At 62.9% G+C, this 12,700-nt stretch carries 15 protein-coding genes; all 15 read right to left on the reverse strand.

The genetic code is table 11. The features are described 5' to 3' along the window. Positions 1-378: 378 nt before the first annotated feature. Positions 379-1,521 carry a flagellar biosynthesis protein FlhB gene (flhB, locus tag ACF8RA_RS04795; protein WP_209967362.1) on the reverse strand — a complete coding sequence of 381 codons (1,143 nt, stop codon included), beginning with the start codon at positions 1,519-1,521 and terminating at the stop codon, positions 379-381. A gap of 2 nt (positions 1,522-1,523) precedes the next feature. Next, positions 1,524-2,300: a flagellar biosynthetic protein FliR gene (fliR, locus tag ACF8RA_RS04800; RefSeq protein ID WP_209967365.1), complete on the reverse strand. Its 777-nt coding sequence runs from the start codon at positions 2,298-2,300 to the stop codon at positions 1,524-1,526. A gap of 7 nt (positions 2,301-2,307) precedes the next feature. Further along, positions 2,308-2,577: a flagellar biosynthesis protein FliQ gene (fliQ, locus tag ACF8RA_RS04805; protein ID WP_103462211.1), complete on the reverse strand. Its 270-nt coding sequence runs from the start codon at positions 2,575-2,577 to the stop codon at positions 2,308-2,310. 21 nt (positions 2,578-2,598) lie between these two features. After that, positions 2,599-3,354: a flagellar type III secretion system pore protein FliP gene (gene fliP, locus ACF8RA_RS04810; protein WP_003254415.1), complete on the reverse strand. Its 756-nt coding sequence runs from the start codon at positions 3,352-3,354 to the stop codon at positions 2,599-2,601. After that, a complete protein-coding gene (gene fliO / locus ACF8RA_RS04815) occupies positions 3,354-3,788 on the reverse strand; it encodes a flagellar biosynthetic protein FliO (RefSeq protein WP_050545952.1) in 435 nt (144 codons plus the stop codon). The genes fliP and fliO overlap by 1 nt, the downstream gene beginning before the upstream one ends. Positions 3,789-3,800: 12 nt before the next feature. Next, positions 3,801-4,268 carry a flagellar motor switch protein FliN gene (gene fliN / locus ACF8RA_RS04820; RefSeq protein ID WP_029615633.1) on the reverse strand — a complete coding sequence of 156 codons (468 nt, stop codon included), beginning with the start codon at positions 4,266-4,268 and terminating at the stop codon, positions 3,801-3,803. Between the two features lie 47 nt (positions 4,269-4,315). Then, entirely contained in the window at positions 4,316-5,284 is a 969-nt protein-coding gene (gene fliM / locus ACF8RA_RS04825; RefSeq protein ID WP_021785186.1) for a flagellar motor switch protein FliM, read from the reverse strand. 9 nt (positions 5,285-5,293) lie between these two features. Next, the gene (gene fliL, locus ACF8RA_RS04830) at positions 5,294-5,791 is read right to left on the reverse strand and encodes a flagellar basal body-associated protein FliL (RefSeq protein ID WP_176685407.1); all 498 of its coding nucleotides are present in this window, start codon (positions 5,789-5,791) and stop codon (positions 5,294-5,296) included. 218 nt (positions 5,792-6,009) lie between these two features. Continuing rightward, a complete protein-coding gene (locus ACF8RA_RS04835; protein ID WP_392518845.1) occupies positions 6,010-7,275 on the reverse strand; it encodes a flagellar hook-length control protein FliK in 1,266 nt (421 codons plus the stop codon). Positions 7,276-7,346: 71 nt separating this feature from the next. Next, a complete protein-coding gene (locus ACF8RA_RS04840; protein ID WP_004577674.1) occupies positions 7,347-7,694 on the reverse strand; it encodes an Hpt domain-containing protein in 348 nt (115 codons plus the stop codon). 48 nt (positions 7,695-7,742) lie between these two features. Then, the gene (locus ACF8RA_RS04845) at positions 7,743-9,434 is read right to left on the reverse strand and encodes a fused response regulator/phosphatase (RefSeq protein ID WP_176685405.1); all 1,692 of its coding nucleotides are present in this window, start codon (positions 9,432-9,434) and stop codon (positions 7,743-7,745) included. Positions 9,435-9,442: 8 nt separating this feature from the next. Next, positions 9,443-9,748: an STAS domain-containing protein gene (locus ACF8RA_RS04850; protein WP_279934532.1), complete on the reverse strand. Its 306-nt coding sequence runs from the start codon at positions 9,746-9,748 to the stop codon at positions 9,443-9,445. A 216-nt stretch (positions 9,749-9,964) separates the two neighbouring features. Next, positions 9,965-10,417 carry a flagellar export protein FliJ gene (gene fliJ, locus ACF8RA_RS04855; protein ID WP_103462206.1) on the reverse strand — a complete coding sequence of 151 codons (453 nt, stop codon included), beginning with the start codon at positions 10,415-10,417 and terminating at the stop codon, positions 9,965-9,967. Positions 10,418-10,423: 6 nt separating this feature from the next. Beyond that, on the reverse strand, positions 10,424-11,779 hold the full coding sequence (gene fliI, locus ACF8RA_RS04860; protein ID WP_392518847.1) for a flagellar protein export ATPase FliI: 1,356 nt from the start codon (positions 11,777-11,779) through the stop codon (positions 10,424-10,426). After that, on the reverse strand, positions 11,769-12,563 hold the full coding sequence (fliH, locus tag ACF8RA_RS04865) for a flagellar assembly protein FliH (RefSeq protein ID WP_176685403.1): 795 nt from the start codon (positions 12,561-12,563) through the stop codon (positions 11,769-11,771). The genes fliI and fliH overlap by 11 nt, the downstream gene beginning before the upstream one ends. Positions 12,564-12,700 lie beyond the last annotated feature (137 nt).

Raw genomic sequence — 12,700 nt, forward strand, 5'->3', positions numbered from 1 at the left:
CCTGCGCCCAACCACCGATCTGTGTCCACCACAGTGGTAGGAGCGGGTTTACCCGCGAATACGGTAGCGGCGACGACGGTGAACGGTGGGTGGAAATTGGCCAGCAGGGCCGGCCTCTTCGCGGGTGAACCCGCTCCTACGACGGCCTGTGCCCAACCCACGATGTGTGTCCACCACCGTGGTAGGAGCGGGTTTACCCGCGAATACGGTAGCAGCGGCAACGGTGAACGGCGGGTGGAAATTGGCCAGCAGGTCCGGCCCTTTCGCGGGTGAACCCGCTCCTACACGCGGCTGGACTGTGCCCAACCACCGACATGTGTCCACCACCGTGGTAGGAGCGGGTTTACCCGCGAAAGGGCCAGAAGCCATGACACAAGATCAACTGTCGCGGCGCAGGTCCGGCGGGATCGGCAGGTCGTCCTTCAGCGGCTCTGGGCGCTTGCCCTTGCCGGCGCGGTATTGGCGAATCTGGAACACATACGCCAGCACCTGCGCCACCGCCAGGTACAGCCCCGCCGGGATCTCCTGCTCGAGTTCGGTGGAGTAATAAATCGCCCGCGCCAGCGCCGGCGATTCGAGGATCTGGATGTTGTGCTCTACGCCAATTTCACGAATCTTCAACGCCATGAAATCGCTACCCTTGGCCAGCAGCAACGGCGCCGCACCGCCCTTCTCCGGGTCGTACTGCAACGCCACCGCATAATGCGTCGGGTTGGTGATGATCACGTCGGCATCCGGCACCGCCGCCATCATGCGCCGCTGCGACACCTCGCGCTGCAGCTGGCGAATACGCTGCTTGACTTCGGGCTTGCCCTCGCTGTCCTTGTACTCGTCGCGCACTTCCTGCTTGGTCATCTTCATTTTCTTGTGCGTCTGGTACAGCTGGAACGGCACATCCGCTGCGGCAATCAGCAACAACCCGGCTGACATCCACAAGGCACTCCAGCCCACCACCTGCAAGCTGTGGATGATCGCCTGCTCCAGCGGCTCATTGGCAATCGACAGCAAAGCCTGGCGGTCGCTGGACAGCACCAGCACCGCCACCACCAGAATCACGAAGAACTTGGCCAGCGCCTTGAGCAGTTCAGTCAAGGCATTCATCGAGAACATACGCTTGATCCCCGACAGCGGGTTCATGCGGCTGAATTTTGGCTGCAGCAAGCTGCCCGAGAACAGGAAACCGCTGAGCGCGATGGGCGCCACGAAGGAAATCACGAACAGCAGGATCAGCACCGGCTGCACCGCCCAGATGGCCATCTTGCCCGAGGCCAGCAGGAAGGCGCCCATGGCCCGCTCATCGACGATGATGTCGCGGGTCAAACTGAAGTTCATGCGCATCAACGCCAGCAACGTCTCGGCCACGTGGCCACCGAACGCCAGCAGGCCACCGGCGCCCGCCAGGGTCACCGCCACCGTGTTCAGCTCCTTGGAGCGGGCGACCTCGCCCTTCTCGCGGGCGTCGCGCTTGCGCTTTTCGGTGGGTTCTTCTGTCTTGTCCTGCCCGCTCTCGCTTTCTGCCATGCTCAGCGCGCCCTCGCCAGTTCACGCAGCCATTGCAGCGTTTCGCTGGCCAATGCCTGATAGTGGGACAGGACATCGGCCAGGCCGACCCAGAAGATGAACATGCCCATGACCAAGGTCAGCGGGAAGCCGATAGAGAAAATGTTCAGCTGCGGCGCAGCGCGGGTCATTACGCCAAAGGCGATGTTCACCACCAGCAGCGCAGCGATCACCGGCAGAATCAACAGCAGGCCGGCACCGAACACCCAGCCCATGCGCCCGGCCAGCTCCCAGAAGTGGTTGACCACCAGCGCACTCCCCACCGGCAGGGTGGTAAAACTTTCGGTCAGCACCTCGAACACCACCAGGTGGCCGTTCATCAACAGGAACAGCACACTCACCAGCATGGTCATGAACTGGCTGATTACCGTGACGTTGACACCATTGGCGGGGTCGACCATCGAGGCGAACGCCATGCCCATCTGTACCGCGACGATTTGCCCGGCCACCACGAAAGCCTGAAACAGCAACTGCAAAGCCAGGCCAAACAGCACCCCGACGATGATCTGCTCGGCACACAGCAGCATACCGCGCAGGCTCAACGGGTCGAACTCGGGCAGTGGCGGCAATGCCGGCACGATCACCACGGTCACCGCCACCGCGACGTACAGGCGAATCCGCGCCGGCAACATGCGGGTACCGAAGATCGGCATGGTCATCAGCACCGCAGTCACCCTGAACAACGGCAGGATGAAGGTGGCGACCCAGGTGCCAATCTGCGTGTCGGTCAGCTCCAGCATCGCCGCGTCAACCAATGAGCTGCGGGATGTTGGTGTAAAGGGTGGTGAAGTACTCCATGAACTTCTGCACCAGCCAAGGCCCGGCGACGATCAGTGTGATCAGCATCACCAGCAGGCGCGGCAAAAAGCTCAAGGTCTGTTCGTTGATCTGCGTGGCAGCCTGGAACATCGCCACCACCAGGCCCACCAACAGGCTCGGCACCACCAGCACGGCGACCATGAGGGTGGTCAGCCACAGGGCATCACGAAACAGGTCGACAGCGACTTCAGGTGTCATCGGCGGCTCTCCTTGACGGCGTCAGACGCCGCCGAAACTGCTGGCCAGGGTACCCATGATCAACGCCCAGCCATCGACCAGCACGAACAGCATGATCTTGAACGGTAGCGAGATGATCAGCGGCGAAAGCATCATCATACCCATGGCCATCAGCACACTGGCCACGACCATGTCGATGATCAGGAACGGGATGAAGATCATGAAACCGATCTGGAACGCCGTCTTCAGCTCGGAAGTAACAAACGCTGGCACCAGGATCGTCAGCGGCACCTGGTCGGGGCCAGCGATATCGGTACGCTTGGACAGGCGCATGAACAGGTCAAGGTCGCTTTGCCGGGTTTGCGCCAGCATGAAGTCCTTGAGCGGCCCCTGAGCCTTGTCGATCGCCTGCTGGGCAGTCATCTGCTCCTTCAGGTACGGTTGCAGCGCGTCCTGGTTCACCCGATCGAACACCGGCGCCATGATGAACATGGTCAGGAACAGCGCCATGCCGGTCAACAGCTGGTTGGACGGTGTCTGCTGCAGGCCCAGGGCCTGACGCAGGATCGAGAACACGATGATGATGCGGGTAAAGCTGGTCATCAGGATGACGAACGCCGGGATGAAGCTCAGCGCGGTCATGATCAGCAGGATTTGCAGGCTGACCGAATATTCCTGCTGCCCGTCCGGGGTGTTGGACAGGGTAATGGCCGGTATCGACAGCGGGTCGGCGGCCAGAGCCAGCGGCGCAGCCAACAGCAGCGCCAGAGTCAACAACGTACGCAGCGCGCCGCTCATCACTTGTTGTCCTTAGGGTCCTTGCCCATCAGCTCCATCAGCCGCTGGGCAAACTCCGGCGTCGCCTGACGGACACTTGCCGGCACTTCCACGGGTTCGGCCAGTACGTGCAGGGCCTCGATACTGCCGGGGGTATGGCCGATCAGGATCTGCTCCTTGCCTACCTGCACCAGCAGCAGGCGGTCACGCGGGCCGATGGCACGGCTGCCGACGATCTCGATCACCTGCCCACCCTTCACTGCGGTGCTCTGCAGGCGCCGCAGCAGCCAGGCCAGGAAGAAGATCAGGCCCACCACCAGTAGCAGGCCCAAGACCATCTGCGCCAGCTGCCCGCCGAGACTGCCAGGTTGAGCCGCCGGGGTGGCTGCTGGCGTGGCCGCCGCCAGGCAGGCGTGGCTGGCGAACAGCACCGCTGCCGCAGCGATGGCGCGCATCGTGCCCTTCACTCAGCGCAGCTTCTTGATACGTTCGCTGGGGCTGATCACGTCGGTCAGGCGAATGCCGAACTTTTCGTTGACCACAACCACTTCGCCATGGGCGATCAGCGTGCCGTTGACCAGCACGTCGAGCGGCTCGCCGGCCAGGCGGTCGAGCTCGATCACCGAGCCCTGGTTGAGCTGCAGCAAGTTGCGGATGTTGATCTCGGTGCTGCCCACCTCCATGGAAATGTTCACCGGGATGTCCAGGATCACGTCCAGGTTCGGGCCTTCGAGGCTGACATTTTCGTTCGGCTTCGGCGAGCTGGCGAATTCTTCCATCGGCAGGCGGCCAGGGCCGCTGCTGCTGCCGGTGTCCCCGCCCAGCAGTGCATCGATGTCGGCCTGCCCGGCTGAACCGGTTTCTTCCAACGCTGCGGCCCACTCATCGGCCAGTGCCTGGTCCTCTGGGGAGGTGATCTCGTTTTCGTTAGCCATGATTTCCTCGACAGGCATTCAATTCGTTGTAAGCGACCGGCACACCGTCAGCGGCGTTCGATCGGGTCGATGATCTGCAGGGCCAAATTGCCCTTGTGCGAGCCCAGCCGCGCCTTGAACGCGGGCACCCCGTTAGCGCGCAGCACCAGGTGCTCGGGCAGCTCGACCGGGATCACGTCACCCGGCTGCATGTGCAAAATGTCGCGCAGCTTCAACTGGCGCCGGGCGACCGTGGCGCTCATCGGCACGGCCACGTCCAGCACGTCCTCGCGCAGGGCCTTGACCCAGCGCTCGTCCTGGTCGTCCAGGTCCGACTGGAAACCGGCATCGAGCATTTCCCGCACCGGCTCGATCATCGAGTACGGCATGGTCACATGCAGATCGCCACCACCGCCGTCCAGTTCGATGTGGAAGGTGGACACCACCACCGCCTCGCTGGGGCCGACAATGTTGGCCATGGCCGGGTTGACCTCGGAGTTCATGTACTCGAAGGTGACCGGCATGATCGCCTGCCAGGCTTCCTTGAGGTCGACGAAACACTGGTCCAGCACCATGCGCACCACGCGCAGTTCGGTCGGGGTGAACTCGCGCCCCTCGATCTTGGCGTGGCGGCCATCGCCACCAAAGAAGTTGTCCACCAGCTTGAACACCAGCTTGGCGTCGAGGATGAACAGCGAGGTGCCGCGTAGCGGCTTGATCTTGACCAGGTTGAGGCTGGTGGGTACGTACAGCGAGTGCACGTATTCACCGAACTTCATTACCTGCACACCACCCACGGCCACGTCTGCGGAGCGGCGTAGCAGGTTGAACATGCTGATACGGGTGTAGCGGGCGAAGCGTTCGTTGATCATTTCCAGGGTCGGCATGCGACCCCGTACGATCCGATCCTGGCTGGTCAGGTCGTAGCTTTTGATGCTGCCAGGCTCGGATGCGCTCTCGGTCTGCACCAGACCGTCGTCGACGCCGTGCAACAGGGCATCAATTTCATCCTGGGACAGCAGGTCCTGTACGGCCATTGCGGACTCCTACTGCAATACGAAATTGGTGAACAGCAACTGGTCAACGACCGGCTTGCCGACTTCCTTCTGCGCCACTTCCTGGACCACCGCAGTGGCCTTCTGGCGCAACATCTCCTGCCCTACCGGGCTGCTGGCCAGGGCGTCGAACCCTTGCCCGGAGAACATCATCACCAGGTTGTTGCGGATAACCGGCATGTGCACCTTGAGCGCATCCAGGTCGGCCTGGTTACGCGCCTGCAGGGTGATGCTCAGTTGCATGTAGCGCTGTCGGCCGTTCTGGTTGAAGTTGACCACGAAAGCCGGGGTCAGCGCTTCGTAGATCGCCGCTGGCTTGACGTTGCTGGCCGCAGCCTCGGTGGCCGGAGCCGGCTCGCTCTTGTGCATGATGAACCAGGTAGCGCCCACCGAAAGGCCGATCGCCAGCAACAGGCCTACCACGGCCAACAGGATCAGCTTGAGTTTGCCTTTAGTGGCGGGGTCTTTGACTGCTTCGCTCTTCGCCATGCCAATAATCCGTCGTCCATCGGGGGTTCAAGGGAGGATGGCTTGGCTTGAGCAAGTGTTATGCCAGATTTTGCAGGGGATGGATTCCAGCAGGTTTTGCGGTGCTGGCTTCTTCGCGGGCACGCCCGCTCCCACAGGTACCGCACAGGGTTCGAAGTCAACGAAATGCCTGTGGAAGCGGGCGTGCCCGCGAAGAAGCCAGCCCAGGCCAACAGTTATCAGGCGTAGTAATCGACCGCACTGTCGCCGATAACCACCTGCTGCTCCAAAGGCCGGGCGCTGTCGACCGCCTCGGACCCACCCTGCTCGGCCCGGCGCGCCGCCACCCCGGACAGGTTGCCGCCCTGCGCCTGCTCCTGCTGCTGTTGCTGCTCGCGCGACTGGTCAGCGACGTTGACATCCGGCTGCGCCAACCCCTGCTGGGCAAACAGTTCGCGCAAGCGGTGCACCTGGCTGTCGAGGGCGTCACGTACGCCGGCGTGGCCGCTGATGAAGGTAACCTGGGTGGCCTGATCCGCCGCAACATTGACGCGAATGTCGAGGCGACCGAGTTCTGCCGGCTCCAGCTGGATATCAGCTGACTTGAGGTTCTGGCTGGACAGGTACATGACCCGGTTGACCAGGCCCTCGGCCCAAGCGTTCTGGTTCATCGGCAATGGCTGATGCAACGGGCTCGCATTGGCCGGTACGGCGTTGGCGGTCTTGGCCGTGGCCGCCTGGGTCAGGTTGGCCAGGCGGTTGGCAAAATCATCGACGCGGGTGTCGCTGCTGGCACTCTTGGTGTCCTTAAGGCCGTCTTCAAGCAAGGCGCCAAAGGCCTTGTCACCGGACTCGGCGCTTTCGCCATCGGCATTCTCGACCAGATTCGCCAAGGTATTGACGGCTGCCCGCCCTTCCTCGCCCTGAGCCTGGGCAGCATCAAGGGCATGTGCCGAGGTGCCACCTTTGGCCTGGGCACTGTGCTCCAGCGCCAAGCGCAGGGTCGGCAAGTTGGCCAGGGGGTCAGCATCCGGGTCGAAGGCCTCCTCGGCAGACGGCTCTTCAGGCAATGCCGCAGCAACCTGGCTTTGCGCCGTGGCCGCCTGAAGCACTGGCGCCACCGCCTCGGCCTGCGCCTGGATCAGTTGCGCGCCAGGCTGGGCATCGGTGACCTGACCAGCCACCAGGCTGGCGTCGCGCACACCCGCATCGGCCTGGGCCGAATCGCCTTCTGGCAACTTGTTGCCGTCATCGGCAACTGCAGCCTTGCCAGCCGGGTCTTTCTTGCCGCCCGTTGCCGCATCAGGCTTGTCCTTGGGCTTGGCCGGAGCGACCTTGTCATCCTGCCCTGCAACCTTGTCGCGGCCCTGCCTGGCCATCATCTGGCCAAAGGCATCGCCCTTGTCGCCCTGCGCCTGCAGCGGCTTGTCCGCCTGCACGGTGGCCGAACGCGTGGTTTTGCCGAGGGCATTGGCTTGCAACAATGGGTTAGGTGCGACAGGCATCGAGCGGTCTCCGCGCCAGAAACAAAAAATCGTCGAGACAGAGACAGGCAAGACTCGCGCCAACTCACGTATCAACCTGCGGAAATACGCTGCTGCTCACCACGGTAAAAGTGCTGCACCACGACGAACTCCATGTCGATGCGGCTGATCAAGTCTTCAATACCGTACAACGGGGGCCGCCGCGCGCGCTCTTCGAGCTGTTGACACAGGCTGGCCAAGGCCACAGCGCCCATGTTGCTGCTGCTGCCCTTGAAACTGTGAGCCGCCGCGCCAAGCTCCTCGGCGCTTTTGGCCGCATGCAACTGCCCAAGACGCCGCTCTGAGTCATCGAGAAAAGTCTGCACCAACTGCAGGTAGCCATCTTCCATGACCTCACGCAGGTCACTGAGTACCTTGTGGTCAATATGCATGTCAGTCACTTGTTCACTCCTTGATCAAGCCAGATTATGCCCGAGCCAACCAGCGGCTCACCATACGAACTCCACATGCGCGCAACGCCCGCCCTCACTCCAGTGCGCATCACTGGCCAACTGCCTCACCAGATTCAGACCGCGACCGCTCAGCCCCTGATCCGGCGAAGGCCGCGCCAGCACTCGCTGCACGTCAAAGCCGGCACCGCTGTCGCGCACCTCGATCATCAGACGCCCACCGCCGCCATGCGGTTCAACCTTGAAATCGATGCTTACAAAGCCTTCGGTCAGCGAGCCCAGGCGCCGGGCGCGCTCCTGGTAATAGTCGGTAAAGCCTTGCACATCGCGCTTGAGCTGCGAGTCCAGGCCCAGCACACCATGCTCCAGCGCATTGGAATACAACTCGCTAAGCACACTGTGCAGGTTGCCCGTACGTGCGCGCAGGCCATGAATTTCCTGCAATAACTGCACCAGGTACGGCACAGGATTGAAGCGCTTGAGGCTTTCGCCGCGCACCTCGAAGCCCAGCGACCAGTCCAACGGGCTGGAACGGCCGCTGTCAGAGTAGATCATCGGTGCTGACACCCGCTCCTCGGCAGTGAACATGCGAATGTCGCACAAGCTGATGTCATCGCGTGGCTGCCCCCCAAAACGCTCCAGGGCCAGCATCAGCTCGTCGAACAACTGCACAGGGTCGCGGTTGTCGGCCAGTACCGCTCGCAGGCGCTGCACGCCAAACAGGCGTTCCTGGTCGTCGGCGGTATCGAGCACACCATCCGACAGCAGCAACAGGCGCTCGTCCGGTGCCAGCGGCAACACCTCAGTGCTGTCATCGAAGCGCTCAGCGGCCAGAATGCCCAGCGGCAGGTGCCGCGAACTCAGTACCGACAGCACCTGGCCATCCACCGACAGGCGATACCCATCGGGCATACCGCCATTCCACACCTCCACCGTGCCGCGCTGCATGCTGAGGTTGAGCAGCAGCGCACAGCAGAACATGTCTACCGGCAGGATGCGCTTGAGCTTGGCATTCATCTCGCGCAGGATCTGCGCCATGCCGTGGCCCTTGGCAGTCATGCCGTAGAACACCTCAGCCATCGGCAAGGTGCCGACCGCGGCCGGCAGGCCGTGACCGGTGAAATCGCCGAGCAGCACACGCATGTCGCCGGCCGGGGTAAATGCCGCCAGCATCAGGTCGCCATTGAACAGCGCGTAAGGCGATTGCAGGTAGCGAATGTTGGGCGCAGAAAGGCATCCAGAGTGGGCCACTTTGTCGAACACCGCCTTGGCCACCCGCTGCTCGTTAAGCAGGTGATGGTGATGCCGTGTGATCTGGTCGCGCTGCGCCAGCACGGTAGCCTGCAACCGGCGCAGACGGTCCATGGCGCGAATCTTGGCAGCGAGGATCACCGCGCTGTAGGGCTTGGCCATGAAATCATCGCCCCCCGCCTCAAGGCAACGCACCAGGCCTTCCTCTTCATTCAGCGAAGTCAGGAAAATGATCGGCACCAGCGCTTCGCCAGCCAATGCCTTGATCTGCCGCGCCGCCTCGAAGCCATCCATGACCGGCATCAGGGCGTCCAGCAGCACCAACTGGGGGCGCCGCTCGATGAACAGCGCTACCGCTTGCTCGCCGTTCTCCGCAGTGAATACCTGATGCCCCTGGCGGCGCACGATCTGCGCAAGCAGCAGGCGATCGACAGCACTGTCTTCGGCGACCAGCACGGTCAACGCCTGTTCGGCCGGCATGTCGGCGCTCAACTGATATCGAAGAGTTTTTCGAAATTGGAGATGGCGAGAATCTTGCGCACGTCGGAGCTGGCATGCACCACACGTACATCCGACTCATCACCGCCCGCGTGGTCGCGCAGCAACAGCAGCATGCCAAGCGCGGAGCTGTCGAGGTAGGTGGTATCCTTCAGGTCGACGACCACCGAATCCGGCCGCCTGGTCTGGCGTTCGTAGGCTTCGCGAAACTCCTGATGCTTGCCGAAATCGAAGCGCCCCTTGATCTTGATGGTCAGCTTTTTCCCGTCCTGCGAAAAATCAGTCTCGACTGCCATGCTAGCGATTCCTTCGATGATGGCGGATGCAACTGCTTTAAGGTTTAGCAGGCGAAGGTGGGGGTGGCAAGCGGATGCAGGCTCATGGCTTTGATGGCCTGTACCGGCCAGCCAATATACCCGGTCATACACCGTCGCAGCCGCCACCGCATTCGCGGGCAAGACCTCTCATTTGTTTCGGGCCAATTATTCCGCTGCAAGGCCTGCGGCGAACACCTATAGATGGTTTTGCCGCGGCAGGCGCTGCGACAGCTCATCCAGCAAGCGCTGCTCACGCTTGTCTTCAGCGCGCCGGGCCTCGTCCTGGTAGCGCTGCACCAGCTTGCGCAAACCCTCCACCCGGGCATAGGCCTGCTGCCAGGTACCACGTGCGTTGTTGAGGTTGTTCTGGTGCCAGACCAGGCTCTGGCGCTGCTGGGTCATGGCCGTTTCCAACTGCCCGAGAAAACGCTGGTAATTGACCAGCCAACTGCCATTGACCCCTTGCCCGCCGCGGTTGATCCACTGCAGCTGGTAATCCTCGCGAAAGCGCTCCAGCTCAGCCAGCTTGGCCTGGGCCGTGGCCACCTGCTGCTGAAAGTGGCCAAGGCGCTGAGCCGCCTTGCGCTCGGCCTCTTCGGCCATGTCCACCACCGGCGCCAGGCGCGCGGCACGCCCAGGCTGCGCCATGGCTTATCAACCTGCCGGGGGCGTGAAAATCGCCCCCAGCTGTTCGCGACTCTGCGCCATACCCACGTTCTCGCGCAGACCCTGGCGCAGGAACTCCACCAGCTTCGATTGCAAGGCAATGGCCAGGTCGGTCTCCGGATCACCGCCGGCCACATAGGCACCCACGCTGATCAGGTCGCGGCTTTGCGACAGACGCGACCACAGTTGCTTGAACTTCTGCGCCTGGCGCAAGTGGTCGGTATCGACCACTTGGGGCATGACCCGGCTGATCGACGCTTCGATGTCGATGGCCGGGTAATGGCCTTCCTCAGCCAGCCGACGCGACAGCACAAAGTGGCCGTCTAGCACGCCCCGCGCCGAGTCGGCGATCGGGTCTTGCTGGTCGTCGCCTTCGGACAGCACGGTATAGAACGCAGTGATCGAACCACCGCCGGGTTCGCCATTGCCTGCCCGCTCGACCAGCTTGGGCAGCTTGGCAAACACCGAGGGCGGGTAACCGCGGGTGGCCGGCGGCTCGCCGATGGCCAAGGCAATTTCTCGCTGGGCCTGGGCGAAACGGGTCAACGAGTCCATCAGCAACAGCACATTCTTGCCTTTGTCGCGGAAGTATTCGGCAATGCGTGTGCAATACATGGCGGCACGCAGGCGCATCAGCGGCGCATCATCCGCCGGCGAAGCCACCACCACCGAGCGCTTGAGGCCCTCTTCACCGAGGATATGCTCGATGAATTCCTTCACCTCGCGCCCCCGCTCACCGATCAGGCCGACCACGATGATTTCGGCTTCGGTGAAGCGGGTCATCATGCCCAGCAACACCGATTTACCCACCCCGGTACCGGCAAACAGGCCTAGCCGCTGGCCACGGCCGACGGTAAGCAGGCCGTTGATACTGCGAATACCCACATCCAGCGGCTTGCTGATAGGGTCGCGGTTGAGCGGGTTGATCACCGGGCCGTCCATCGGCACCCAGTCCTCGGCCTTCATCCCGCCCTTGCCATCCAGCGCGCGGCCGGCGCCGTCGAGCACCCGGCCCAGCATGCTCATGCCCATGGGCAGGCGGCCACCGTCATCCAACGGCACTACCCGGGCCCCCGGAGCGATGCCGACGATGCTGCCCACCGGCATCAGAAACACCTTGGGCCCGGCAAAGCCCATGACTTCGGCCTCGACCTGCACCGGGTGATAACTGTCGTCGTTGATCACCAGGCAACGGCTGCCCACTGCAGCGCGCAGGCCTTCGGCTTCCAGGGTGAGGCCGACCATACGCAGCAAGCGGCCTTCGACGATTGGCCGGGCCGGCAGCGCGATGGCCTCAGCGTAAGTGCCCAGGCGCTTGCCGAAGCTGGTGCGCTCAAGGTGCATCTGGGCTGTCCACGGTACGCTCGACCGGCGCATCCAGGTCTGTCGACATGTCTGGCGCCGCCGGGTGCAGGGATTGGTCATGCAACTGGTCGAACAGCTGCGCCACCGCTTTTTCGATACGCGTTTCCATGGTGGCATCGATACGGCTGTGGGCCGTCTCGATGCGGCAACCACCCGGCAGCAGCGCACTGTCTTCCAGCAGCCGCCAGTTCTCCTCATGGCGTTCGCGCAGGGCTTTGGCCAGCTCGAAATCCTGCGGATTGAGGTGGATGCGGATATTGTCCGCGCCCATGGGCAGCAGCTTGAGCGCTTCGCGCAGCACCTGAGTGATCTGGCTGGAATCGTTGCGCAGCTCGCGGCCGATCACCTGGCGAGTCATGTGCGCTACCAGGTGGACCAGCGACTTCTCGATTTGCTTGTCCTGCTCGGCAATCGGCTCCATCAGGTTGGCCATCAGCCGCTCGAGGCTGTCCAGTTTGGCCTTCAGGGCCTCTTCAGCCTCCTGCCGGACCTTGAGCTGAGTGCTGTGGAAGCCCTCGCGCTCACCGGTGGCGAAACCCTCGTTGTAGGCCTCCTGGCGGATGGCTTCGAGCTCTTCCAGGGTCAGTGGCTGGACTTCTTCCAGCGGCACTTCCTCGATTTCTTCCTCGATGACCTCGGGCTCCGGTTCCGGCTCGGGCGCAGGCTCCGGTTCCGGGTCGAAGCTGGGCAACGTCCACACGTCCACGCCCTCGAGGTCGCGGGCGCGGATCAGGTCGCTGGGGTGGTGTTCTTTGGTGGGCATGCTGTCATGTTCTCAAACCATGTTCGGCCGATACGGTCCCTTGCAGGAGCGGGTTCACCCGCGAATGCGTCGGCAGCGACAACCTCGATTGCCAGGACCGACGCCTTCGCGGGTAAACCCGCGCCTACAAAAGGCGG

Source organism: Pseudomonas sp. FYR_5, from assembly GCF_043106315.1.
GTDB classification, from domain to species: domain Bacteria; phylum Pseudomonadota; class Gammaproteobacteria; order Pseudomonadales; family Pseudomonadaceae; genus Aquipseudomonas; species Aquipseudomonas putida_Y.